The 23,524-nt window shown below is 64.6% G+C and carries 21 protein-coding genes and 1 riboswitch; of the genes, 13 read left to right on the top strand and 8 right to left on the bottom strand.

From position 1 onward, the window contains the following. The first annotated feature begins 12 nt into the window (after positions 1–12). The 4 genes from EJ071_RS08385 (at position 13) to EJ071_RS08400 (ending at position 3,459) form a co-directional block, all read left to right on the top strand. Positions 13–1,188, top strand: coding sequence for a phosphoserine transaminase (locus EJ071_RS08385; protein WP_126097459.1), 1,176 nt, complete (start codon positions 13–15; stop codon positions 1,186–1,188). Positions 1,189–1,254: 66 nt separating this feature from the next. After that, positions 1,255–2,856, top strand: a complete 1,602-nt coding sequence (gene serA / locus EJ071_RS08390) for a phosphoglycerate dehydrogenase (protein ID WP_126097460.1) — start codon at positions 1,255–1,257, stop codon at positions 2,854–2,856. Between the two features lie 93 nt (positions 2,857–2,949). Beyond that, positions 2,950–3,162: a DUF1902 domain-containing protein gene (locus EJ071_RS08395; RefSeq protein WP_126097461.1), complete on the top strand. Its 213-nt coding sequence runs from the start codon at positions 2,950–2,952 to the stop codon at positions 3,160–3,162. 102 nt (positions 3,163–3,264) lie between these two features. Beyond that, the gene (locus tag EJ071_RS08400; RefSeq protein WP_126097462.1) at positions 3,265–3,459 is read left to right on the top strand and encodes a type II toxin-antitoxin system HicA family toxin; all 195 of its coding nucleotides are present in this window, start codon (positions 3,265–3,267) and stop codon (positions 3,457–3,459) included. Here EJ071_RS08400 and EJ071_RS08405 read toward each other — a convergent pair whose 3' ends face one another. Then, positions 3,460–4,389, bottom strand: a complete 930-nt coding sequence (locus EJ071_RS08405; protein WP_126097463.1) for a DMT family transporter — start codon at positions 4,387–4,389, stop codon at positions 3,460–3,462. It lies immediately after the preceding gene. 306 nt (positions 4,390–4,695) lie between these two features. On the opposite strand from EJ071_RS08405, the gene EJ071_RS08410 reads away from it, so the two are divergent. Then, positions 4,696–5,994: an adenylosuccinate synthase gene (locus EJ071_RS08410; RefSeq protein ID WP_126097464.1), complete on the top strand. Its 1,299-nt coding sequence runs from the start codon at positions 4,696–4,698 to the stop codon at positions 5,992–5,994. A 67-nt stretch (positions 5,995–6,061) separates the two neighbouring features. Next, positions 6,062–7,834, top strand: coding sequence for a hypothetical protein (locus EJ071_RS08415; protein WP_126097465.1), 1,773 nt, complete (start codon positions 6,062–6,064; stop codon positions 7,832–7,834). Positions 7,835–7,851: 17 nt separating this feature from the next. Here EJ071_RS08415 and EJ071_RS08420 read toward each other — a convergent pair whose 3' ends face one another. The 4 genes from EJ071_RS08420 to EJ071_RS08435 form a co-directional block, all read right to left on the bottom strand. Next, entirely contained in the window at positions 7,852–8,154 is a 303-nt protein-coding gene (locus tag EJ071_RS08420; RefSeq protein ID WP_126097466.1) for a CcdB family protein, read from the bottom strand. After that, positions 8,154–8,396 (bottom strand): type II toxin-antitoxin system CcdA family antitoxin, encoded by a 243-nt coding sequence (locus EJ071_RS08425; protein ID WP_126097467.1) that lies wholly within the window; start codon positions 8,394–8,396, stop codon positions 8,154–8,156. Before EJ071_RS08425 ends, EJ071_RS08420 begins: the two co-directional genes overlap by 1 nt. A 72-nt stretch (positions 8,397–8,468) precedes the next feature. Further along, positions 8,469–10,289, bottom strand: a complete 1,821-nt coding sequence (locus EJ071_RS08430) for an ABC-F family ATP-binding cassette domain-containing protein (protein ID WP_126097468.1) — start codon at positions 10,287–10,289, stop codon at positions 8,469–8,471. 1 nt (position 10,290) lies between these two features. Next, positions 10,291–10,935, bottom strand: a complete 645-nt coding sequence (locus EJ071_RS08435) for a thiamine diphosphokinase (protein ID WP_126097469.1) — start codon at positions 10,933–10,935, stop codon at positions 10,291–10,293. 146 nt (positions 10,936–11,081) lie between these two features. Next, positions 11,082–11,196, top strand: a riboswitch (TPP riboswitch). A gap of 43 nt (positions 11,197–11,239) precedes the next feature. On the opposite strand from EJ071_RS08435, the gene thiB reads away from it, so the two are divergent. From thiB to EJ071_RS08460, 4 genes are all read left to right on the top strand, one after another. Further along, positions 11,240–12,250, top strand: a complete 1,011-nt coding sequence (gene thiB / locus EJ071_RS08440; protein WP_126097470.1) for a thiamine ABC transporter substrate binding subunit — start codon at positions 11,240–11,242, stop codon at positions 12,248–12,250. Between the two features lie 224 nt (positions 12,251–12,474). Beyond that, on the top strand, positions 12,475–14,097 hold the full coding sequence (thiP, locus tag EJ071_RS08450; protein ID WP_126097471.1) for a thiamine/thiamine pyrophosphate ABC transporter permease: 1,623 nt from the start codon (positions 12,475–12,477) through the stop codon (positions 14,095–14,097). Next, positions 14,094–14,882 carry a thiamine ABC transporter ATP-binding protein gene (gene thiQ / locus EJ071_RS08455; protein WP_126097472.1) on the top strand — a complete coding sequence of 263 codons (789 nt, stop codon included), beginning with the start codon at positions 14,094–14,096 and terminating at the stop codon, positions 14,880–14,882. The genes thiP and thiQ overlap by 4 nt, the downstream gene beginning before the upstream one ends. A 217-nt stretch (positions 14,883–15,099) precedes the next feature. Continuing rightward, complete coding sequence (locus EJ071_RS08460) at positions 15,100–16,506, top strand: M48 family metalloprotease (RefSeq protein WP_245460315.1); 1,407 nt, start codon at positions 15,100–15,102, stop codon at positions 16,504–16,506. Between the two features lie 91 nt (positions 16,507–16,597). On the opposite strand, the gene EJ071_RS08470 is transcribed toward EJ071_RS08460, so the two are convergent. Together EJ071_RS08470 and EJ071_RS08475 are read right to left on the bottom strand one after the other, a co-directional pair. Beyond that, entirely contained in the window at positions 16,598–18,694 is a 2,097-nt protein-coding gene (locus EJ071_RS08470; RefSeq protein WP_189521427.1) for a caspase family protein, read from the bottom strand. Between the two features lie 167 nt (positions 18,695–18,861). Further along, the gene (locus tag EJ071_RS08475) at positions 18,862–19,725 is read right to left on the bottom strand and encodes an RNA polymerase factor sigma-32 (RefSeq protein ID WP_126097473.1); all 864 of its coding nucleotides are present in this window, start codon (positions 19,723–19,725) and stop codon (positions 18,862–18,864) included. Positions 19,726–20,031: 306 nt separating this feature from the next. Here EJ071_RS08475 and EJ071_RS08480 point away from each other — a divergent pair, with 306 nt between their 5' ends. The 3 genes from EJ071_RS08480 (at position 20,032) to EJ071_RS08490 (ending at position 22,400) form a co-directional block, all read left to right on the top strand. Continuing rightward, positions 20,032–20,805 carry an amino acid ABC transporter substrate-binding protein gene (locus tag EJ071_RS08480; protein ID WP_126097474.1) on the top strand — a complete coding sequence of 258 codons (774 nt, stop codon included), beginning with the start codon at positions 20,032–20,034 and terminating at the stop codon, positions 20,803–20,805. Between the two features lie 123 nt (positions 20,806–20,928). Then, the gene (locus tag EJ071_RS08485; RefSeq protein ID WP_126097475.1) at positions 20,929–21,609 is read left to right on the top strand and encodes an amino acid ABC transporter permease; all 681 of its coding nucleotides are present in this window, start codon (positions 20,929–20,931) and stop codon (positions 21,607–21,609) included. Further along, positions 21,606–22,400, top strand: coding sequence for an amino acid ABC transporter ATP-binding protein (locus EJ071_RS08490; protein WP_126097476.1), 795 nt, complete (start codon positions 21,606–21,608; stop codon positions 22,398–22,400). Before EJ071_RS08485 ends, EJ071_RS08490 begins: the two co-directional genes overlap by 4 nt. A 260-nt stretch (positions 22,401–22,660) precedes the next feature. Here the strand turns inward: EJ071_RS08490 and EJ071_RS08495 are convergent, their stop codons facing one another. Beyond that, complete coding sequence (locus EJ071_RS08495; RefSeq protein WP_040974338.1) at positions 22,661–23,242, bottom strand: CarD family transcriptional regulator; 582 nt, start codon at positions 23,240–23,242, stop codon at positions 22,661–22,663. Positions 23,243–23,524: the final 282 nt, after the last annotated feature.

Raw genomic sequence — 23,524 nt, forward strand, 5'->3', positions numbered from 1 at the left:
GGATAGACCACGATGACGACGCTTACCAAGCCTGGATTCCGTCCGGCAAATCCCAATTTCTCCTCAGGTCCCTGCGCAAAACGCCCCGGCTGGTCGGCCGAGGCGCTGAAAGCCGCCGCGCTCGGACGTTCCCATCGCGCCAAGATCGGCAAGGCGAAGCTCGAGCAGGCGATCGAGCTCACGCGCGAGATCCTCAAGGTTCCCGCCGACTACCGCATCGGCATCGTGCCGGCGTCCGACACCGGCGCGGTCGAGATGGCGCTGTGGTCGCTGCTTGGCGAGCGCGGCGTCGACATGGTCGCCTGGGAAAGCTTTGGCTCCGGCTGGGTGACCGATGTCGTCAAGCAGCTCAAGCTCGCCGACATACGCAGGTTCGAGGCCGGTTACGGCGAACTGCCGGATCTCACCAAGATCGATTTCGACCGCGATGTGGTCTTCACCTGGAACGGCACGACCTCCGGCGTGCGCGTGCCGAACGGCGATTTCATTCCGGCCGCGCGCCGCGGCCTGACCATCTGCGACGCCACCTCGGCGGCGTTCGCGCAAAGGCTCGACTTCGAAAAACTCGATGTCGTGACCTTCTCATGGCAGAAGGTGCTGGGCGGCGAAGGCGCGCATGGCATGCTGATCCTCAGCCCACGCGCCGTCGAGCGGCTGGAAACCTACAAGCCGGCCTGGCCGCTGCCGAAGATCTTCCGCCTGACCTCGGGCGGCAAGCTGATCGAGGGCATCTTCAAGGGCGAGACCATCAACACGCCGTCGATGCTGTGCGTCGAGGACTATCTCGATGCGCTTCAGTGGGCGAAATCGATCGGCGGCCTGGAGGCGCTGATCGCCCGCGCCGACGCCAACGCCGCGGTGCTGGACCGGTTCGTGGACAATTCACCATGGCTCGGCCATCTGGCCGCCGATCCGGCGACACGCTCGAACACTTCCGTGTGCCTGTCCTTCACCGATACCGATGTCGCGGCGCTCGACGCCGACGGTCAGGCGGCGTTCGCCAAGGGCATCGTCGCGGCGCTCGACAAGGAAGGCGTCGCCTACGACATCGGCTCCTATCGCGACGCGCCGCCCGGCCTGCGCATCTGGTGCGGCGCCACCGTCGAGACTTCCGATCTCGAAGCGCTGCTGCCCTGGCTCGACTGGGCCTGCGCCGCGCAGAAGGCGTCGCTGAAAGCAGCGGCCTGAAATCCGTGGCGGCCCGCGGGCCGCCACCATTTCCCAATACACTCAATTCCCTTCAAGGAGGCCGCCATGGCGCCCCGCGTTCTCGTTTCGGATAAACTTTCAACCACCGCCGTGCAGATCTTCAAGGATCGCGGCATCGAGGTCGACTACCTGCCCGATCTCGGAAAGGACAAGGAAAAGCTCGCCGAAGTGATCGGCCAGTATGACGGCCTCGCCATCCGCTCGGCGACCAAGGTCACCGAGAAGCTGATCAACGCCGCCACCAGGCTGAAGGTCGTCGGCCGCGCCGGCATCGGCGTCGACAATGTCGACATCCCGGCAGCCAGCCGCAGGGGCATCATCGTGATGAACACGCCCTTCGGCAATTCGATCACCACGGCAGAGCACGCCGTCGCGATGATCTTCGCACTGGCCCGCCAGATCCCGGAGGCCAACGCCTCGACGCATGCCGGGAAGTGGGAGAAGAACCGCTTCATGGGTATCGAGATCACCGGCAAGACGCTGGGTGTCGTCGGCTGCGGCAATATCGGCTCGATCGTCGCGACGCGCGGCGTCGGCCTGAAGATGCATGTCGTGGCTTTCGATCCGTTCCTGTCGGACAGCCGGGCGGAGGAGCTCGGCGTCGAGAAAGTGGAAATCGACGAGCTCTTCGCTCGTGCCGATTTCATCACCTTGCACACGCCACTGACCGACAAGACGCGCAACATCATCGACGCGACTGCGATCGCCAAGATGAAGGACGGCGTGCGCATCATCAACTGCGCGCGCGGCGGGCTGGTCGTCGAGGCCGACCTGGTCGCGGCGCTGAAGAGCGGCAAGGTGGCCGGCGCCGGCATCGACGTGTTCGAGGTCGAGCCGGCGGAGAACAACGCGCTGTTCGGCATGGAGAATGTCGTGGCAACCCCGCATCTCGGCGCCTCGACCACCGAGGCGCAGGAGAATGTCGCCCTGCAGGTCGCCGAGCAGATGTCGGACTACCTGATCAAGGGCGCCGTCTCCAACGCCATCAACATGCCTTCGATCACCGCCGAGGAAGCGCCGCGGCTGAAACCCTTCGTCAAGCTCGCCGAAGTGCTCGGCGCCTTTGTCGGCCAGGTCACCGAGGATCCGATCAAGGAGGTCGAGATCCTGTTCGACGGCTCGACCGCGACGATGAACACGCGCGCGCTGGTGAGCGCCACCCTTGCCGGCCTGATCCGGCCGCAGGTCTCCGACGTCAACATGGTGTCGGCGCCGATCATGGTGAAGGAGCGCGGCATCATCGTCGCCGAGGTCAAGCGTGACAAATCGGGCGTCTTCGACGGTTACATCAAGCTGACCGTCAAGACCGAGCACAGGACGCGCTCGATCGCCGGCACCTGCTTTTCCGACCACAAGCCGCGCTTCATCCAGATCAAGGGCATCAACCTCGACGCCGAGGTCGGCCAGCATATGCTCTACACCACCAACGCGGACGCGCCCGGCATCATCGGCCTGCTCGGCACCGTCTGCGGCGAGAACGGCGTCAACATCGCCAACTTCCAGCTCGGCCGCAACCGGCCGGGCGGCGATGCGATCGCACTGCTCTATCTCGACGCGCCGTTCCCGGAGAAGGTGCTGGATCAACTGCGGGCGCACCAGTCGATCGACTCGGCCAAGCCGCTGCACTTCGACGTCGGCGGTGTGTGATCCGGGCCCAAAAGGGCATGCAAAGGCGCGGCCGTTCCGCGCCTTTTTGTTTATGACCTGATACGTTAATATGGCGCAACCGAGGAGTTCGCTATGAAGATCGTGGTCGACGCATTCTGGGATGATGACGCGAAGGTTTGGGTCGCGTCGTCCCGGGAAAAGATCGGGCTCGCAACAGAAGCCGATACGATAGAACTGCTTCAGGACAAACTGGCGGTTTTAGTTCCTGACCTGCTCGGCGGCGACCACGAAGGGCCGTTCGAGATCGAGCTGATTGCGCGGAGTCACCAAACAGTCGCCGCCTAGGTATTAACCTCTGTTAGTTGCGATTTAATAGATTTTTAAGAATTTTTTATTAATTTCCGCTTAAAGTGAGCGGAATCATTTTCAAATATCGAGTTGTCTGCGGTGAATAATTTCGCCCCGTTAACGAAAAAGCTCTTGTCGCAAGCCGGTTGGCAGTTTCTCCGTTCGGGTAAAGGCGACCATGAAATTTGGACCAATCCGATTTCCGGGCGCAAGGTCACCGTGGATCACGCCATCAAGTCCCGTCACACAGCAAATGCCATTCTGAAACAGGCAGGTCTCCCGAAGGCATTCTGATTAAACGTGGTGTGACCGACAGCTCCCCGTGACGTGAGCCGTGACGGCCACCTTTCTGCCGCTGTATTCGGCGAGGGCGATGCCTCCGAGCACGAGCACAAGCGCAAGACCTTGATAGAGCTCAAACTGCTCGCCGACGATCAGCACCGAAAGCAGCGTGCCGAAGATCGGCACCAGATTGATGAACAGCCCGGCGCGGTTGGCCCCGATCAGTTCATTGCCCCTGATATAGAAAATCTGCGAGACGACGCTGGCGCCGAGCGCGGTGTAAAATGCGACCGCCCATCCGCGCGCGTCCGGGACGATGACGCGGCCTGCCGCCACTTCCCAGACGAAGAAGGGCACCGAGGTCAAAAGCGCGGCGAAAGACAAGGCCAGCATGAGGCTTTGCCAGCGAATGGCCGGCTTCAGACGCAGCCCCACCGAATAGAGGCTGTAGCAGACAACCGCGACCAGCATGATGGCGTCGCCGAAATTAAGCTCGAGCTTCAGCAACTGGCCGAGATCGCCGTGGCTCGCGGTGAGGGCGACGCCGACGGTGGTCAGCGCGACGCCGACGATCTGCAGCCGCTGCACATGCAGGCGGAACAGCACGAAATTGGCAAGGATGATGACGATCGGTATGGCGGCCTGCTCGATCGAGACGTTGATGGCGGTCGTGTAGTTCAGCGCCGTGTAGAAGATGACGTTGAAGATCGTGAAGCCGCAAGCGCCGAGGCCGGCGAGCAGCAGCCAATGCCGGCGCAATTCGGGCCAGTCCTCGCGAAACGCCCGCCAGCCGACGGGCAGCAGGATCAGCACCGCCAATACCCAGCGCAGGAAGACCAGCGTCATCGGCGACACGTGATCGACGGCAAGCTTGCCGGCCACGGAATTGCCGCCCCATAGCAGCGTGGTGGAGAGAAGGAACAGATAGGCGGCTCGATGCATTGCTCAATCCGGCTCGGAAGCTGCGTTCGAAGATCGAAGCCGGCCTATTGCGGCCGCAAGGCCAAGTAAATGATGCGAAAGCCAGAATTTGTTGTGCCTGGATCAGGATGACGATTTGTTGAGTCATCCTGATCCAACACTAGGTTGGAGCATGATCTCTTCCGAAAACCGGTTCCCACTTTTTGCGTTCGCCGACCTTCGGTTTCGGGTTTTCGGCGGCAAAGAAAGGGTCGCATCGGCCGGCACATGAGTCTATAGAGGCCTGTCGTTTCAAGCCGCCAAGGCGGCATCTCAAGGGAAAAGAACATGGCCAATGTGGTGGTCGTCGGCTCGCAATGGGGCGACGAAGGCAAGGGCAAGATCGTCGACTGGCTGTCGGAACGCGCCGACGTGGTCGTGCGCTTCCAAGGCGGCCACAATGCCGGTCATACGCTGGTCGTCGACGGCAAGGTCTACAAGCTGTCGCTGCTGCCGTCCGGCGTGGTCAGGCAGGGCAAGCTGTCGATCATCGGCAACGGCGTCGTCTTCGATCCGCATGCCTTCGTCGCGGAAGTCAAGAAGCTCAAGGAACAGGGCGTGGACGTGACGCCCGAAAGCCTGAAAATAGCCGAAAACACCGCGCTTATCCTGTCGCTGCACCGGGAGCTGGACGGATTCCGCGAAGACGCCGCCTCGAATTCCGGAACCAAGATTGGCACGACCCGCCGCGGCATCGGCCCCGCCTACGAGGACAAGGTGGGCCGGCGCGCCGTCCGGGTAATGGATTTGGCGGATTTGGAAACGCTTCCCCTGAAGGTCGACAGGTTGCTCACGCACCACAATGCGCTGCGCCGTGGGCTTGGCCATGCCGAGGCGACGCATGAGGCGATCATGCAGGAGCTGACCTCGGTGGCCGGCGAGATCCTGCCTTACATGGACCGCGTCTGGAAGGTGCTCGACGACAAAAGGCGCGCCGGCGAGCGCATCCTGTTCGAAGGCGCGCAGGGCACGCTGCTCGATATCGACCATGGCACCTATCCCTTCGTCACCTCGTCCAACACGGTGGCGGGACAGGCGGCCGCCGGCTCCGGCACCGGCCCAGGCGCGATCGGCTATGTGCTCGGCATCACCAAGGCCTATACGACGCGCGTCGGCGAAGGCCCGTTCCCGACCGAACAGCAGAACGAGATCGGCGAGTTCCTCGGCACGCGCGGCCACGAATTCGGCGTCGTCACCGGCCGCAAGCGCCGCTGCGGCTGGTTCGATGCGGTGCTGGTGCGCCAGGCCGTCGCCGTCAACGGCATCAAGGGCATCGCGCTCACCAAGCTCGATGTGCTCGACGGGCTGGACGAGATCAAGGTCTGCACCGGCTATCGCCTCGATGGCGAAATGATCGACTATCTGCCGGCCAGCCAGGGCGCCCAGGCGCGCGTCGAGCCGGTCTATGAGACGCTCGAAGGCTGGAAGGGGACGACGGCCGGCGCCAGGAGCTGGAACGATCTGCCGGCGCAAGCGGTCAAATATGTCCGCTACATCGAGGAGCTGATCGGCGCCCCGGTTGCGCTGCTTTCCACCAGCCCGGAGCGGGACGACACGATACTTGTGACCGATCCGTTTCAAGACTAGTTTCACAGCCCTTCCCGGCGTAACAGCTGATTTGTGCGCCGGGGAAAGAATGCAGGTCAACTGACGCATGGCAGATTTCGTTAGTGTTCTGAAAAAGCAGCTTGAGAAGCACGGCGAGCCCTCGTCCGAGCTTCGCAAGCGGATCTACGAGAACGTTCGTACGGCACTGGTGAAGAAGCTCGCGGAGTATTCTCCGCCGTTGGCGCCCGATATCGTCAGCAAACAGAAACGCTCGCTGGAAGACGCGATTTCCAGCGTCGAGCGGGAGTACACCAAGCCAGCTCCGGCGCCCAAGCCCGTCCCGGCGGAAGATCCACTGGCGGAGCTGGAGCACATCTTCTCGTCGATCGACCGCAACAAGAACCAGCCGAGCCATGTCCGGCAGCCGCCGATGGCGAAGCCCGAACCTGCCAAGCCTGAGCCGTTCAAGCCGGCGCCGGCGCCGGTGCAGACGGAACCGAACTGGCAAAGCGCATCAAAGACGGAACCGAGCTGGCAAGGGGCAACGAAGACGGAGCCCGGCGGCTGGCACAAAGTGCCTTCGGCGCCACCGCCGATGCCTTCGCCGCGCGAGGACGATGTCGGCCTGCCCGGCACGGACGCCGCCGAGCCGGAGGACGGCGATGTCTTCGCCAATGACGAGCAGCCGGCGGCAGACACTTTCCAGCGGCTGCGGCCGCCGCCACGCAAGCGCAGCTATGGCGGGTTGATCGCGACCGTTGTCGCGTTGCTGGTGCTGGGCGGGGGCGGTTACGGCATCTGGCTGAACAAGGATGCGTTCAGCTCGATGCTCGGCTTGAAAGGCGGTGGCAGCAAGACGGTCTCGACCGAGCCTCTGGTCAAGCCCGCTCCAGCAAAACCGGCCACCGAGACGGCAGCCGCGCCGCCCGCCGCGGGCAACAACGCGACGGCTGCCAATGAGCCAGCCGAGACAGCGAAATTCACCCAGCGCCTGACGCCTGAGGGCAAGGAGACCGATCCCGGTCCGGCCGGTGGGCAGAGCACCATCGGCGAGGGCGAATCCGTCGCCGCGCTGACCACACCGCCGCCGGCCGCGCCGGCGACGACTACTCCGCCGGCCCCTGCCGGCACGCCACCGGCTGCGCAAACGCCGGCCGCGACACCGCCTACCGCGGGAACGCCGCCTTCCGGTGCTGCCGCCAATCCGCCTGCGCCGGCCGCCGGGACCACACCCCCTGCAGCGGGGACCACACCGCCTGCCGCCGGCGCAACGCCACCCCCCGCTGGCGCAGCGCCGGCACCTGCGACGGCGCAAGCGACCGTGCCGGTCGGCCAGAAGGCGATCTTCTATGAGGAGCGCACCAGCACGCAGCAGGGCACGGCGGAGCCCGGCAGCATCGTCTGGTCGCTGGTGCAGGAATCGCCGGGCGGCGACCTGCCGCCGGAGCCGGCGATCCGCGCCGAGGCAACCATTCCCGGCAAGGACATCCAGCTCCGCATGACGATCCGGCGCAACACGGACCAGACCCTGCCGGCGAGCCACATCATCGAGATGATCTTCCTGACGCCGGAAGGGTTTGATGGCGGCGGCGTCGACAACATCCTGCGCATCGCCATGAAGAGTTCCGAACAGGACGCCGGCAGTCCGCTGATCGGCATTCCGGCCAAGATCGCCGACGGCTTCTTCCTCGTCGCGCTCAACGACACCAAGGCCGACGAGGACGCCAACCTGACGCTGCTCAGGGGACAGGACTGGATCGACGTTCCGGTGGTCTACAAGACCGGACGGCGCGCCCTGCTCACCATGGAAAAGGGCATCCCCGGCGAGAAGGTTTTTGACGAGGCGCTGAAGGCTTGGGCGGCGAAGACGTCTGGATAAGAGCGGTTTTCGCCGGCTTAAAATCCTTGAAACAGCATGTCGAGTGCGGCGACGATCTCGTCGTGATGGTTGGCGAGATTGGTTCTGTTCTCCGCGAGCTCTGTCGCGGCCACCGTGGCGATCAGATGGGTGGCCATGACCAGCTTTCGCCCATTGATTTCGAAGACGGGGTGCAGCTTCCGCATTGGCGGCGGGGCTGACGCGAGCGGCAGAAGCGGAACGACCACTCGTGTCTTGAAGTTGTCGAGGAGATCGGACTGAACGTCGAGAAGGTAGCCGCCTTCTATGCCGCCGGCGGCGAAGACGTCATAGCGCGCCATCAGAACTGCCGATGTTCTTTGAGCGGAATGCCATGCTTTTCGACATAGTCATTCCAGGAGTCCATCGTGGCGCGGTTTTCAAGCTTCCAAAGCCGCGTTTTCTCAACGGCCACGGCTTCGGCGATGCCGGCTTCGGCGGCACGAGAGACATTCACGTTAAGCCCCTTTGCCTCCTTCATGAGCTGTGAATCGATCGACAGATTTGCCGGTTGACGGACCGCATTTGCGGCTATCTTGCGCATGATGGTCTCCGCAATATGCGTATACTATATGCGCATTTCCTTATTGCGGCAACGAGCGGGCATTGCTCGGCCTCAGCCCTCCATCTCTTCCCGCAGCATCTCCAGTTCCAGCCACTCTTCCTCAAGTGCCGCCAGTGTGGTGCGCTCCTTGTCCAGCGCGGCGATGGTCTTCTGGAACGAGACCGGGTCGCGCTCGTAGAAGGACGGATCGGCGATATTGTTCTCCAGCCGCGAGATCGAGGCCGTCACCGCCTCGATCTTCTTCGGCAGGGATTCCAGCGCGAATTTCTGCTTGAACGAAAGCTTCTTCGCCGCGCCTTTCGGGGCGGCCTGTTCGGCCTTCGGCGCGGCGCTTGCGTCGGCGGTTTCGACCTTGGGCCTTGCCCTGCGGTCCTCCAGCCTGGAGCCGCCGCGCTGCGCCAGCATATCGGAATAGCCGCCGGCATATTCGATCCAGCGGCCGCCGCGGTCGGGGGCGATCACGCTGGTGACCGTGCGGTCGAGGAAGTCGCGGTCGTGGCTGACCAGGATGACCGTTCCGGCAAAGCCGGCGACCAGCTCCTGCAGCAGTTCCAGCGTCTCCATGTCGAGGTCGTTGGTGGGCTCGTCGAGCACAAGCAGGTTCGCCGGCCGCGCCAGCACGCGGGCCAGCAGAAGACGCGCGCGTTCACCGCCCGAAAGCTCGCGCACCGGCGTGCGCGCCTGCTCCGGCTTGAACAGGAAATCCTTCATATAGGAGACGACGTGGCGCTGCTCGCCGTTGACCAGAAGGTTCTCGCCGCGTCCGTCGGTCAGATAATGCGCCAGCGTCTCCTGCGGGTCGACGGCCTCGCGCTTCTGGTCGAGCGTGGCGATCTCCAGATTGACGCCGAGCCGCACCGAGCCTGCATCCGGGGCCAGCTCGCCGGTCAGCATCTTCAACAGCGTCGTCTTGCCGGCGCCGTTCGGCCCGACCAGGCCGACGCGATCGCCACGCTGGATGCGGGTCGAAAAGCCTTTGACGACGGCAAGGCCGCCGAAACTCTTCTCGATGTTCTTGGCCTCGATCACCAGCTTGCCGGATTCGGCGGCGTCGCTCGCCAGCATGGTGGCCGTGCCTTCGGCGCCGCGATGACTGCGGAAGCGCTGGCGCATGGCCTGCAGCTCGCCGAGGCGGCGCATGTTGCGCTTGCGCCTGGCGGTCACGCCATAGCGCAGCCAATGCTCCTCGCGCACGATCTGGCGGCCGAGCTTGTGCTGCTCGCGCTCTTCCTCTTCCAGCACCTGGTCGCGCCATTCCTCGAAATGCGCAAATCCCTTGTCCAGCCGCCGCGTCTGGCCGCGGTCGAGCCAGACTGTGGCACGCGAGACGCGCTCGAGAAAGCGGCGGTCGTGCGAGATCAGGATCACGGCGGATGAGGTGCGGGCGAGCTCCTCTTCCAGCCATTCGATGACCGACAGGTCGAGATGGTTGGTCGGCTCGTCCAACAGCAGGATGTCGGGTTCCGGCGCCATCACCCGGGCAAGCGCGGCGCGTCTTGCCTCGCCGCCGGAAAGGTCGTTCGGCCGTTCCTCGCCGCTGAGGCCGAGATGGTCCATCAGATAGGTGGCGCGATGCGGGTCGTCGGCCGGCCCAAGGCCGGCCTCCACATAAGCGCGCACGCTGGCGAAGCCATCCATGTCGGGCATCTGCGGCAGGTAGCGAACCGTGGCCGAAGGCTGGCGAAAGACCTCGCCGTCCTGCGGCTCGATCAGCCCGGCGGCGATCTTGAGCAGCGTCGACTTGCCGGAACCGTTGCGGCCGACCAGCGCGATCTTCTCGCCGGCGGAGGCGCTCAGCGCCGCGCCGTCGAGCAGCGGCGTGCCGCCGAAGGTCAGTTTAATGCCGTCGAGATTGAGGAGTGGCGGCGCCATGTCAGCTTTCGGGAAGAGGATAGGGGTGGGCGAGCAGCAGCGCCCGGCCGCGCTCCAGCGCGATGCCAAGCTGCCCTTTGACCTCGTTTGATATAGTGAGCGAGGAGCCGAACGCCACCTCGACACGGTCGAGCGGCCATTTGGCGCCGGTGACCGTCAGGCCGGCGAGGTCGGAGAAGCCGAGCACCGAGAACAGCGTGCCGTCGGCGTAGTCGAAACTGGCTTTGCCCGGCAGGACGGGCACGCCTTCCTGCGCGCCGCTGGTCAGCAGCACCGTCGTGCCCGCCTCGGCCAGCCGCACGCTGAGAGCCTGATGCAGGAAGGCATGGTCGGCGCGCTTACCGCCAAAGGCGCCGGCCAGCACCAGGCTGGTGGCGCCGCGCGCAAGCGCCTCGGCGATGGCGAGCTCGCCATCGGTCATGTCCTTTTCGGCCGGAAAGATTTTACGCGGGACGGCGGCGAGATCATCCGGCAGGTTCGCCGGCACCGAGTCGAAATCGCCGACCCAGAGCTCCGGCACGAGGCCGAGCATGTGCGCATGGCCGATGCCGGCGTCGGCGGCGATGACGCGAGAGCCTTCGATCTGGCGCTCGAGTCGAGGCGTGCGGACGAGTTCGCCGCCAAGCAGGATGGTGAATGTGCCCATGGGCGTCGCCCTTACCAGCCCTGCCCGCGAAACGGAAGCCGGGCGCATCCAAACGCAACGGAGCAGCGTTCCGGAGTTAGCGGCGATGCAACTGGATGCCCGGCAACTTCCGCTTGCGCGCCGCTTCGGCCGGGCCTATGTCTCGCAGTGCTCTAACGGGGTGCCGGACGCTGACTTTGCGAACCGGCTGAGAGGCGACAATGCCAACCCGCTGAACCTGATCCGGTTTGTACCGGCGGAGGGATTAGACGTTTCGGACCATCCGGCGCCTCAATTCCTTGTCACGCGAACGAAGGAGGCGCCGATGCGCTCACTATTGTCCCAGCTTATTCTCGCAACGGGCCTGGTTTCGCTTTTGGCGGGCGTCGGGCCTGCCGAGGCGAAGGACAAGCTCACCGTCTACACCTATGAAAGCTTCACCGCCGACTGGGGTCCGGGGCCCGCGGTGAAGAAGGAATTCGAAGCCGAATGCGGCTGCGATCTCGAATTCGTCTCGGTCGCCGACGGCGTGGCGCTGCTCAACCGCGTCAAGCTGGAAGGCGCCGGCACCAAGGCCGACGTCGTGCTCGGGCTCGACACCAACCTGACGGCGGACGCCAAGGCGACCGGTTTGTTCGCGCCGCATGGCGCGGTCGCTGACATAAACGTGCCCGGCGGCTGGAAGGACGACACCTTCGTGCCCTTCGACTACGGCTATTTCGCCGTCGTCTACGATACCCAGAAGCTGAAGAGCCCGCCGAAGAGCTTGAAGGAACTGGTCGAGGGCAGCGCCGCCGACAAGATCGTCATCCAGGATCCGCGCACCTCGACGCCGGGCCTTGGCCTGCTGCTCTGGGTGAAGTCGGTCTACGGCGACAGGACGCCGGAAGCCTGGGCCAAGCTCAAGTCAAAGGTGCTCACGGTGACGCCTGGCTGGAGCGAAGCCTATGGCCTGTTCACCAAGGGCGAAGCGCCGATGGTGCTGTCCTACACCACCTCGCCGGCCTACCATATGGTCGCCGAAAAGACCGAGCGCTACCAGGCGGCTTCCTTCGAGGAGGGCGAATACCTGCAGATCGAGGTTGCCGGCATCACCACGACCGGCGCGAAGAACCCACTGGCGGAAAAGTTCATCGCTTTCATGACCGGGCCGAAATTCCAGGACGTCATCCCGGAAACCAACTGGATGTTCCCGGCCGGCAAGACCGACAAGCCGCTCAACCCGGCCTTCGACAGACTGGTGAAGCCGACCAAGACCCTGCTTTTCAGCCCCGAAGAGGTCGCGGCCAACCGCAAGGCCTGGGTGGATGAGTGGCTGGCGGCGATGAGCAAGTAAAGTTTTCGATGGTTGCGCCAAGCCACCCCCCTCTGTCCTGCCGGACATCTCCCCCTCAAGGGGGGAGATTGGCTGTCACCTCGACCTTCGCCAATCTCAAACGTTGCAGGACTGAGCGGGGCGCTCGAGCTTCCAATCTCCCCCTGGAGGGGGAGATGTCCGGCAGGACAGAGGGGGGCGCGAAGGAACTCAGCGTTCGCTAGCTCAAACCCAAGTGGTGCAGCGTGCAGTCCGCGCCGCGCTCTGACTTCCGCGTCACCGCCGGCATCGTTGCCCTCGCGGTAATCGCCTTGCTCATCGGCGGCGCCTTCGCCGGTCTCGCTGTCGAAGGCGTGCACGACCCGTCCGGCGCTCTCGCTGCCTTCGACGGCTATCTCTTGCGCGTCGCCCGCTTCACGCTGTGGCAGGCGCTGCTGTCGACGCTGTTGTCGGTCGCGCCGGCGATGCTGGTCGCGCGCGCCCTGTCCAGGCACCCGACCTTTCCCGGGCGTCGGCTGATCCTGCAGCTCTTCACCGTCCCGCTGGCGCTGCCGGCGATCGTCGCGGCGCTCGGCGTGCTGGCGCTCTATGGCCGCGCCGGTTATTTCGCCGGCGTCCTCGGTAAATTCGGCGGCGGGGAATGGCCCGGCATCTACGGCCTGTCCGGTATCCTTATCGCGCATGTCTTCTTCAACCTGCCTTTGGCCACGCGCCTGTTCCTGGAATCGTTGGCTACCGTGCCCACCGACCAGTGGCGGCTGGCGAGCCAGCTCGGCATGGGCGCCCGGCCGGCGTTGCGGCTGATCGAATGGCCGGCGCTGCGCGCGGCATTGCCGGGCGTCGCCGGACTGGTGTTCATGCTCTGCATCACGTCCTTCACCATCGTGCTGACGCTCGGCGGCGGGCCGTCGGCGACGACGCTGGAGGTCGCCATCTACCAGGCGCTGCGCTTCGATTTCGATCCGGCCCGGGCGGTGGTGCTGACGCTGCTGCAGATCGGCCTGACCGTCGTTGTCGTCGCCGTGCTGATGCGGCTCGGCGCCAACACGGTCGGCGACGCCAATCTGCCGGTGGCGCCGCGCCGCTATCTTGCAACCGGCAAGGTCGAGGCCGTTCTGAACGCCGGCCTGATCGCGCTTGCCCTGCTGTTCGTCGCCGGGCCGATGGCGGCGACCGTACTCGCCGGGCTGGATGCGGATCTCGGCCGGCTGGCTGGCGAGGACGCCGTGCGCCTGGCGACGCTCACCAGCGCCGGTCTCTCTTTCGTCTCGGCGCTGCTTTCGGTGACGCTATCGCTCTCGCTCATCGCGGCGCGGCGCGCGCTGGCCTTGCGCCGTCGCGCGGGCAGCGCCATGTCGCTGCTCGAGCATGCCACCGACACCGGCGCCGGTTTCGTGCTCGTCGTGCCGCCGATCGTGGTCGGCGCCGGCTGGTTCCTGGCGCTGCGCGGCGTCACGGATGTCTTCGCCATCGCGCCCGTCATGGTCGTCGCCGTCAATGCGGTGATGGCGATGCCTTTCGCCATCCGCGCCGTTCGTCCGGCCTACGATGCGGCAAGCGAGCGCCATGAGCGGCTCTGCGTAGCGCTCGGCATTTCCGGCTGGAATCGGCTGCGCCTGGTCGACTGGCCGTCGCTCAGGCGGCCCTTGGCCACCGGCTTCGCCTTCGCCATGGCGCTGTCGCTCGGCGATCTCGGCGTGATCGCGCTGTTCGGCAGCGATGCGGTGCAGACCTTGCCCTATCTTCTGCTCGCGCGCATGGGCAGCTACCGGACCGCCGACGCCGCGGGGCTGGCCTTGCTGCTCGGCCTCGTCTGCCTGATGCTGGTGGTCGCCGCCGATTGGCTGGGGCGGGAAGCAAAGGCATGACGACGACCAACAACGGCATTGTGGCGGGGGCCGGGCTGGCCGTCAGGCTGGAGGACGTTTGGTTCAGCTATGGCGAGGCATCGTTCCGCTTCGATGCCGAATTCGCCGCCGGCAGGATCACCGCCATCATGGGACCGAGCGGTTCCGGAAAATCGACGCTGCTCAATCTGGTCGCCGGCTTTGAAAAGCCAAGCGCGGGCAAAGTGCTGATCGGTGGGATCGATGTCGGCAATGCGCCGCCTTCGGCGCGCCCGATGTCGATGGTGTTCCAGGAAAACAATCTGTTCGCCCATCTCTCTGTGGAGGGCAATGTCGGGCTCGGCCGCTCGCCATCGCTCAAGCTCACCTCCGCCGACCGCCACGCGGTCGCGGAAGCGCTGACGCGCGTCGGCCTTGCCGGCAAAGAGAAACGGCTGCCGCGCGAGCTTTCCGGCGGCGAGCGGCAGCGCGTCGCGCTGGCGAGGGTGCTCTTACGCGACAGGCCTGTGCTTCTGCTCGACGAGCCTTTTGCCTCGCTCGGTCCGGCGCTGCGCGACGACATGCTGGATCTGGTCGCCGACATCCACGCCGAACGGCACATGACTGCACTCTTCGTCACCCACCAGCCGGAGGATGCGCGCCGCATCGGCCAGGAGATCGTGTTTGTGGACGAGGGCAGGGTCGCGGCAACGGGGCCGGCCGCCGACTTCTTCGACCGCTCTGGACCGGACGCCTTCCGGCGCTATATCGGTGATCGAGGCGGCAGCGTTGCCGGATCACAACACATTGCCCGGAAGCGGACATAATTTACGGCCAAACCGGCAACGGGTGATCCGGCGTTTGCTTGCCTTGTCCGGGGGAGTGTGGCTAGGTCCGGCCATGCTGGTCCGGGTGGGCCGCGATTTGCCGAAAGAGTTTCGAAAGGAAGCCGATCTGCCGACCGGCGCGGAGAAAGTGTGGATGAAGCCGCTGACGCGATTTTTCGCGTTGGCCAGCTTTGCCGTGGCGCTGGCGAGCTGCCAGATGTTCACGCCGCCGGATGTCCAGGAATCCGGCTTCCAGCCCTCCGACAGGCCGATCACGGTCGACAATGTCGTCGCCAATGCCAAGCTCGCCGACATGGCGAAGGCGCAGCACCCGCGCATCCTGGCAACCTATGGCGGCGAATATTCCGATCCGAAGCTCGAGCGCATGGTGGCCAAGGTCGTCGGCAACCTGACGGTGGTGTCGGCCAATCCGACGCAGACCTATCGCATCACCATCCTCAATTCGCCCAACGTCAACGCCTTCGCGCTGCCGGGCGGTTATCTCTATGTCACGCGCGGGCTGCTCGCGCTGGCCAATGATTCCTCCGAGCTCGCCGCCGTCATCGCGCATGAGATGGGCCACGTCACCGCGAATCATGGCCTGCAGCGGCAGCAGCTCGAGGCCGAGGAAGGTCTGGCGACCAAGGTGGTCTCCGACGTGCTCGGCGACAGCCCGACCGCCAAGGCAGCACTCATCCGCGGCAAGCTGAAGCTCGCGCAGTTCTCGCGCAACCAGGAACTGCAGGCCGACGCCATCGGCATCAAGTCGATCGGCGAGGCAGGGTACGATCCGTATGCCGCCGGCCGCTTCCTGCAGTCGATGTCGGCCTATACCGATTTCCGCTCGGTGAGCGGCGCCACCGATGCCAGCCTCGACTTCCTGGCCACGCACCCCAACACGCCGCAGCGCATCGAACTGGCGCAGCGGCTTGCCCGCAACTTCGGGGCGCCGGGCGTCGGCACGCGCGACCGCGATGCCTTCCTCGCCGGCATAGACGGCCTGCTCTACGGCGACACGCCGGAAGAGGGCTATGTGCGCGGCCAGACCTTCATGCATCCCGGCCTCGGCGTCTCGTTCTCGGTGCCGGAAAGCTTCGTCATCGACAATTCGGCGGCCGCGGTGACCGCGACCGGACCTGGCGACATCGCCATCCGCTTCGACGGCGTGGCGATCGACAAGTCGGTGGCGCTGGCCGATTACATCCGCAGCGGCTGGGTCGCCGGACTGGAAGACTCAAGCGTGCGCCAGGAAACGGTCAACGGCAACGAAGCCGCGATGGCGCATGCCAGCGCGCAAGGCTGGCAGTTCGATATCGCGGTCATCCGGGCCGGCGCGCAGGTCTACCGGCTTCTGACCGCCGCCCCTTCGGCCAGCACCGCGCTGGAGCCGGTCGCGCGCTCGGTCAGCGGTTCCTTCCGCACGCTGAGCGCAACCGAGAAGGCGGCGCTGAAGCCGCTGCATATCCGGGTGGTGACCGTCCAGGCCGGCCAGACCATGGGCACGCTTGCCGCGCAGATGGTCGGCGTCGACCGCAAGCTCGACCTGTTCCGCGTGCTGAATGCAATGTCGCCCGGCGCGACCGTGTCGGCCGGCGACAAGGTAAAGATCGTCACCGACAAGTAGGGGCCGGCGTCCGCGTTCATGCGGCTCCGCCAGGATTTGGCTCGACGCCGTCTATTCGGTCGGTCCGGGCATGCCGTCGCTGCCGCCGTCGTCAGAGCCCATCGCCGCTGACGGTGTCGAAGCCGCCGCTGGTACCGCTGTCAGTGCCGCCGGTGGTGCTCCCGTCAGTGCCGCCGGTCGTGCCGCCCTCAGTGCCGCCGGTGGTGCCGCCTTCGGTGCCGCCGGTGGTGCCGCCTTCGGTGCCGCCGTCGGTGCTGCCACTGTCGGATCCGCCGCCGCTGCCGCCGCGGGGCTCGGGACGATCACCGCCATTGCCGCGCCAGGACGCCGGACCAGTATCTTTCTGTCTTGGCTTGACCGGTGTCTCGACGGCCTTTGGCGTGGGTATGCGGACCACCTTTATCTTCGTGACTGTTTTTCGCACGATCTTGGGCTTGCACACCGCAACCGTTAACTCGCTGCGCGCGGGAAGACCGAGAATGCTCATCGAATATACGTCTTGCCGCTTGATGCCGGCTTTGAGAAAAGCCAGGGCGCGGGCCGGATCGGCGGGCACGCCATTGCGGCCTTCCTGGAAGATCAGCGCGAGATCGTTCATGGCATTGACATGCCCCATCGCCGCCGCCTTGAGCAGCAGGTCCAGCCCCTTGTCGGTATCGCGCTGGACGCCGAGACCATTGAACAAGGCGCGTCCCCACGCGGCCATGGCGTAGGGGTCTCCCTTGTCGGAAGCTTGCGAATAGAAGCCGCTCGCTTTCACTGGATCTACGGCCGTCCCTATTCCGGACGAGGCAATGTAGCCGAGCTCGAAGACGGCGCGGACATGTCCCTTGTCGGCAGCATCCTGGATGGCCTTCCTGGCCTCGTCGACCTTGCCGGCCGCCAGCAGCGCCCGCCCGAGTTCGTAGTGGAAGCGGGCGACATCGGGGTAAGCCTTCACAGCCGCCTCGCAGGCCTCGACAGCCGCGCCGCCGATCTCGTTCGGCAACCTGCCGGGGACGACGCCCTGCAGGTCGAGCTGTGCGCCCGCGGCCTGGTCGCAGGGGTTGAGGCTTGGCGACAGCTTCATCGTCGCCGACCTGGACGCGTTGCCGGCGCGGATTTCGAAGCCAACCTCGACAGGAGTTGCCGAGCCGATCTGCGGCTCGTAGCGCAAATCGTCGACTTCATCGGCCGTCAGGCTCGATTGAGGCGGCAGCGCGCGATCCGGCAGGGACAGCGTTCCGGTTGCCGGATAACTCGCGAGCTTGAGGCTGACCGCGGGATCCCTGGTCGGGAAGTCCAGCTTCAACGAAACCGGACCGACGCCGACAGGAATGCCGATGTCGCGGCTTTCGATCGCCTCGGCGGCACCGCTGGGCAGGTTCAGCGCGACAGGTGCGACGCCCGACGGCTGGACTGTCTCCGGTGCCGGTTGGCTTGCGCTGCGCACCAGCACCACGTCGTCGATCAGCGAGGAGTTCTCCCACGGAACCTGCCTGCCGTTGGTGGCCTTGACCACGTCGCGGCGCACGGCCGCCATCACCGTGCGTATCTCCTGGTTCGGCGCCAGAGCGCGGCGGGAGAAGGCGGATGAGAACGGGCTGAGGTCGCCGGTACCGTCATAGGCGACAGCGCCGGGCTCGGTGGCGAAGGCAATCAGCGTGTTCAGCGAGCTCTTCACCTGCGCCAGGCCGGCGCCGCCGGCGACGATCAGCTGGTCGCGCAGCCAATAGTCCTTGCGCGGAAACGGATTGTTGCGGCAAGCGTCGAGGATGATCACCTGGATCTTCGACTTCGAGCGCAGTTGCTGCAGCACGTCGTCGAGCTTGATCGCCTGGACCTCGATATCGGCCGCGGCCTTCAGCGACGCATCGACCGGGATCAGGAAATTCTCGCCGCCGATCTGAAAGCCGTGGCCCGAATAATAGACGACGGCGAGATCGGCGCCGTCCGCCGCGGCGAGATAGTTTCGGAACTGCGCCTCGAACTGAAGCTTGGTGAGATCCTTGGCGACGAACACGTCGAAGCCGGCCAGCCGGAACGTGTTCGCCACGTCCTGAGCATCCTTGTCCGGGTTCTTAAGCGCCGGGATTTCTCGGTATTCGGAATTGCCGATCACAAAGGCAACCCTGCGATCCGCATGCGCTTCGAACGCCGTGAGGCCCACGAGGATCAAGGCTGCAAGGAACGCGTAGCATCGCAGCATGGCAAATCCCCCATCCGCTATGGTCTATTGGCTCACAAAGACCAATTGCGGCACGCGGGTCTGTTAAAGAATTCACAATACGCCGATATGGAAAAGAAGAAAGGCTGCTGCGATGGCGAGATATGTTTATTTAATAAATATTCACGCTAGCAACTTCAAGTTGTTGCTTAGGCTGCTTCCGCAAGGAATTCAGGGTTCTGCTTGACCAGCGCCGCCCGCAGCTTTTCCATGGCGCGCGCTTCGATCTGGCGGACGCGTTCCTTGGAGATGCCGAGCGCCTCGCCGAGCGATTCCAGGGTGGCGCCGTCATCGCTCAGCCGCCGTTCCTCGATGATCCGAAGCTCGCGGGCGTTGAGCGCGCCAAGCGCGCTTTTCAGCCAGACCGCGCGACGCTCGATGTCGATCGTTTCGCCGACCACCTCGTCGGGAAGCGGATCCTCCGAGACCAGGAAATCCATCCGCTCGGCGGCGCCGTTCTCGTCGGCTAAAGGGGTGTTGAGTGAGCTGTCGGGAGCCGAAAGACGCGAATCCATCATCGCCACGTCGGCCTCCGGCACGCCGAGCGCGGCCGAGACCTCGCGGTAGAGCGAGGCGTTGGAGATCGGCTCGGCGCCATTGGCGAGGCGCGCGCGCAACCGCCTCAGATTGAAGAACAGCGCCTTTTGCGCCGAACTCGTGCCGCCGCGCACGATCGACCAGTTGCGCAGGATGTAGTCCTGCATCGAGGCGCGGATCCACCAGGTGGCGTAGGTCGAGAAGCGCACCTCGCGGGCAGGCTCGAAGCGGGCCGCAGCCTCCAGCAGGCCGACATGGCCTTCCTGGATCAGGTCGCCGAGCGGCAGGCCGTAGTGGCGGAATTTCGACGCCATGGAAATCACCAGGCGCATATGGGCGACGGTGATCAGGTGCAGCGCGTCCTGGTCGTTCTTTTCCTTCCAGCGTATCGCCAGGAGATGCTCCTCCTCGCGCTCGAGATAGGGAGCCTTCATCGCCGCCCGGACCAGTGTCCGTCCTGCCACGTCCTCGATCATGCCGGCTCCTCTTGGCGGTCGTTACGCTGATGAAGGTTGAAAAGACGCTGCCGCGCCCTACAACAGCCTGCAACGTGTCAGGCGCATGGATGGTTCCGTTGCGGCGGAGGCGCACGCCCGATGCGCGGGCATGGTTTTGTTATCGGCCCGGCATGTTCGCCTGCCGCGATTTGCATGGATTTTGAGGATCGGATTTCTGGCTGAGCCAATTTTTGAAATCTGGTTCCTTATTTCGTGGACATCTATCTGCCAGTTTGCGGCTCTCACAATGCGCCGGGGCACCGGTCAAAACGGGATCACAGAAAAATGAAATGGCTCAAATCGCTTCTCGTCGCCGGAACCCTGCAGGTTCTGGCGGTTACCGCCGGCCATGCCGGCGCCAATCTGGACCAGATCAAGCAGGCAGGCGTCATCAAGGTCGGCACGGAAGGCACCTACGCGCCCTTCACCTATCATGACGAATCCGGCGCGCTGGTCGGCTTCGACGTCGAGATCGCCAAGGCGATCGCCGAGAAGCTCGGCGTCAAGGTCCAGTTCCTCGAAGGCAAGTGGGACGGTCTGATCGCCGGTCTCGACGCCAATCGCTACGACGCCGTCATCAACGAGGTCGGCATCACCGATGCCCGCAAGGCCAAGTATGATTTCTCCGACCCCTACATCGCTTCCAAGGCCGTGCTGATCGTGCGCGCCGACAACAGCGACATCAAGACCTTCGCCGATCTCAAGGGCAAGAAGTCGGCGCAGTCGCTGACGTCCAATTTCGGCAAGCTCGCCGAAACCAACGGCGCCGAGCTGGTCGGCACCGACGGCTTCGACCAGTCGATCCAGCTGCTGCTCACCGGCCGCGCCGACGCCACCATCAACGACAGCCTATCCTTCCTCGACTTCAAGAAGCACAAGCCGGACGCCAATGTGAAGATCGCCGCGCAGGAAGAGAACGCCGACTATTCCGGCGTCATCGTGCGCAAGGGCGATCCGGAACTGGTCGCCGCGATCAACAAGGCGCTGGCCGACATCAAGGCCGACGGCACTTACAAGAAGATCGCGGACACCTATTTCGGCCAGGACGTCTCGCAGTAAACCATACGTATTTCCTTTTGAGTTCCGGCGGGTCGTCTTTGACGGCCCGCCGGTTTTTGCATGATATTCTTCGGGCATTGCCGGCCGGAGGTGGTCGCAGCATCCGGAAAGGAGAAGGGCTCCGTGCCGCACTGGTTGCAACTGATGATGGAGTCGCTGCCGACGCTGCTGTGGGCGGCGCTGATCTTCACCGTGCCGCTGACGCTGCTGTCCTTCGCGCTTGGGCTCATCGCCGGGCTGGTCACGGCGCTGGTCCGGCTGTTCGGCCCCAAGCCTCTGGTTGCGCTCGTCCGCTTCTATGTCTGGATTTTTCGCGGCACGCCGCTCTTGGTCCAGCTCTTCCTGATCTTCTACGGCCTGCCGTCGGTCGGCATCCTGCTCGATGCCTTTCCCGCCGCGCTGATCGGCTTCACGCTCAACATCGGCGCCTACACGTCGGAGATCATCCGCGCCGTCATCGGCTCGGTGCCGAAGGGGCAGTGGGAGGCGTCCTACTCGATCGGCATGACCTGGAGCCAGGCGATGCGGCGCACCATTCTGCCGCAAGCGGGCCGGGTCGCGGTGCCGCCGCTTTCCAACACCTTCATCTCGCTGGTCAAGGACACCTCGCTCGCGGCGGCAATAACGGTGCCCGAGATGTTCCAGGCAGCGCAGCGCGTCGTCGCCACCACGTACGAGCCGCTGATCCTCTATGTCGAGGCGGCCGCGCTCTACCTGGCGATGAGCTCGGTGCTGTCGGCGCTGCAGGCGCGGCTGGAGGTGCGGCTCAACCGCTATGGCGGGTTCCTGGAGGCCAACGCATGATCGGCCTCACCGACATCGAGAAGCGTTTTGGCGACAACCTTGTCCTGAAGGGCGTCACCGTCAGCATCGACGAGGGCAGCGTGACGGCGCTGGTCGGCCCCTCGGGCGGCGGGAAAAGCACGCTTTTGCGCTGCATCAACCTGTTGGAGATCCCGACCTCCGGCATCTTGCGCATCGGCGACGAGACGCTTGCGTTCCGGCCGGGCGGCAAGGTGCCGGCGGCGGATGTGCAGCGCGTGCGCCTGCAGACCGGCATGGTGTTCCAGAATTTCCAGCTTTTTCCGCACCGGACCGCGATCGAGAATGTCATGGAAGGACTGATCACGGTGCTGAAGTGGTCCGAGACAAGGGCGCGCGAGCGGGCGATGGCGCTGCTCGAAAAGGTCGGCATGGCGCACAAGGCCGATGCCTGGCCGGCGACATTGTCGGGCGGCCAGCAGCAGCGGGTGGCGATCGCCCGGGCGCTGGCGCCGTCGCCGCGCGTGCTGCTTTGCGACGAGCCGACCTCGGCGCTCGATCCGGAACTGGCGCAGGAAGTGGTCGACGTGCTGGGGCAACTGGCCCGCGAAGGCACCACCATGGTGATGGCCACGCATGATCTGCGGCTTGCTTCCAAGATCGCGCAGGAAGTGGTGTTCCTCGATGCCGGCTCGATTGTCGAAAAGGGCCCGGCTTCGGTCGTGTTCGACAATCCGGAGCGCGAGCGGACCAAGCGCTTCATCGCCTCGCTGCGGCAGGAGGAGGCGCAAAGGGAAGGCGGCAGAGAGGGATCAGGTACGATTTCTTCGTAGGCCTGCGCTGCCCCTCATTGCCCTGCCGGGCATTTCTCCCCGTATAGTGACGGGGAGAAAGACGCCGTCATGAATGATTTCGCCAACTGTCGACGTGCAGAATGATTGCCGAGGCCACGGCCGTCTTCCTTCTCCCCGTCACTATACGGGGAGAAGGTGCCGGCAGGCGGATGAGGAGCAGCGCTGACTTTGCCAACGTTGCTCGCAACGAAAAAACCCGGCTCGAGCCGGGTTTTTTCGTATTCGGAAAGCGAAAAAGCTCAGGCAGCTTCTTCCTGCTCGGCTTCCTCGTTGTCGGCCTTGGCGCCGCGCTTCGGACCCTTGTTGAGGTTGACCTCGATGAGGCGCACGGCTTCCGTCTCCGACATGCGGTTGACGGCGGCAATCTCGCGGGCCATGCGGTCGAGCGCGGCTTCGTAAAGCTGGCGCTCGGAATAGGACTGCTCCGGCTGGTTGTCGGCGCGGTAGAGGTCGCGCACCACTTCCGAGATCGAGATCAGGTCGCCGGAATTGATCTTGGCATCATATTCCTGCGCGCGGCGCGACCACATGGTGCGCTTGATGCGGGCGCGGCCCTGCACGACCTTCAGCGCGCGATCGACATAATCCTCTTCCGACAGCTTGCGCATGCCGATCGAGGTCGCCTTGGCGACCGGCACCTTGAGCCGCATCTTGTCCTTCTGGAAATCGATGACGAATAGTTCCAGCTTGTGACCTGCGACTTCCTGCTCGTCGATCGCCACGATCTGGCCGACGCCATGCGCCGGATAGACGATGAATTCGCCGGTCTTGAACCCGTGGCGGGCTGCGGTGGACTTCTTCTGCGGGGTGATCGTTGCCATTACGCCCTGAACTCCTTAGTTGTAGCGCCGGCATGGCGGCGCCGGCTGAAACCCACGCGATCGGCGATAGCCGACCGTTAGCCGCACAACAGGTGAACCCACCGGAAAAACCGAGACCGACAAATCGCACGAATGCGACCCGCCTGCCCCAGATCGCTCTGGTCCGGATTGAGAAGCTCACCTTTCAGTGATTTGGGGCGTTAGCGCCATAAATCGACGTTGTGTCACCGGCATGTTTCGCTCATGTAGCACAAAAAGTCGGAAGAATCAAGGTTTTGCTGC

Origin of the sequence: Mesorhizobium sp. M1B.F.Ca.ET.045.04.1.1, from assembly GCF_003952465.1 — a bacterium.
In the GTDB taxonomy this organism is placed as follows: Bacteria; Pseudomonadota; Alphaproteobacteria; order Rhizobiales; family Rhizobiaceae; genus Mesorhizobium; species Mesorhizobium shonense.

Excerpts from the sequence above, each read along its gene's own strand:
- EJ071_RS08490 (WP_126097476.1), top strand. The coding sequence starts at position 21,606 with ATGATCGGCCTCACCGACATCGAGAAGCGTTTTGGCGACAACCTTGTC.
- EJ071_RS08430 (WP_126097468.1), bottom strand. The coding sequence starts at position 10,289 with ATGGCGCCGCCACTCCTCAATCTCGACGGCATTAAACTGACCTTCGGC.
- EJ071_RS08385 (WP_126097459.1), top strand. The coding sequence starts at position 13 with ATGACGACGCTTACCAAGCCTGGATTCCGTCCGGCAAATCCCAATTTC.
- EJ071_RS08420 (WP_126097466.1), bottom strand. The coding sequence starts at position 8,154 with ATGGCGCGCTATGACGTCTTCGCCGCCGGCGGCATAGAAGGCGGCTAC.
- EJ071_RS08460 (WP_245460315.1), top strand. The coding sequence starts at position 15,100 with ATGTTCACGCCGCCGGATGTCCAGGAATCCGGCTTCCAGCCCTCCGAC.
- EJ071_RS08470 (WP_189521427.1), bottom strand. The coding sequence starts at position 18,694 with ATGCTGCGATGCTACGCGTTCCTTGCAGCCTTGATCCTCGTGGGCCTC.
- EJ071_RS08405 (WP_126097463.1), bottom strand. The coding sequence starts at position 4,389 with ATGCATCGAGCCGCCTATCTGTTCCTTCTCTCCACCACGCTGCTATGG.
- EJ071_RS08415 (WP_126097465.1), top strand. The coding sequence starts at position 6,062 with ATGGCAGATTTCGTTAGTGTTCTGAAAAAGCAGCTTGAGAAGCACGGC.
- EJ071_RS08480 (WP_126097474.1), top strand. The coding sequence starts at position 20,032 with ATGAAATGGCTCAAATCGCTTCTCGTCGCCGGAACCCTGCAGGTTCTG.
- EJ071_RS08395 (WP_126097461.1), top strand. The coding sequence starts at position 2,950 with ATGAAGATCGTGGTCGACGCATTCTGGGATGATGACGCGAAGGTTTGG.
- EJ071_RS08435 (WP_126097469.1), bottom strand. The coding sequence starts at position 10,935 with ATGGGCACATTCACCATCCTGCTTGGCGGCGAACTCGTCCGCACGCCT.
- thiB (WP_126097470.1), top strand. The coding sequence starts at position 11,240 with ATGCGCTCACTATTGTCCCAGCTTATTCTCGCAACGGGCCTGGTTTCG.
- EJ071_RS08410 (WP_126097464.1), top strand. The coding sequence starts at position 4,696 with ATGGCCAATGTGGTGGTCGTCGGCTCGCAATGGGGCGACGAAGGCAAG.
- EJ071_RS08495 (WP_040974338.1), bottom strand. The coding sequence starts at position 23,242 with ATGGCAACGATCACCCCGCAGAAGAAGTCCACCGCAGCCCGCCACGGG.
- thiQ (WP_126097472.1), top strand. The coding sequence starts at position 14,094 with ATGACGACGACCAACAACGGCATTGTGGCGGGGGCCGGGCTGGCCGTC.
- EJ071_RS08475 (WP_126097473.1), bottom strand. The coding sequence starts at position 19,725 with ATGATCGAGGACGTGGCAGGACGGACACTGGTCCGGGCGGCGATGAAG.
- serA (WP_126097460.1), top strand. The coding sequence starts at position 1,255 with ATGGCGCCCCGCGTTCTCGTTTCGGATAAACTTTCAACCACCGCCGTG.
- EJ071_RS08425 (WP_126097467.1), bottom strand. The coding sequence starts at position 8,396 with ATGCGCAAGATAGCCGCAAATGCGGTCCGTCAACCGGCAAATCTGTCG.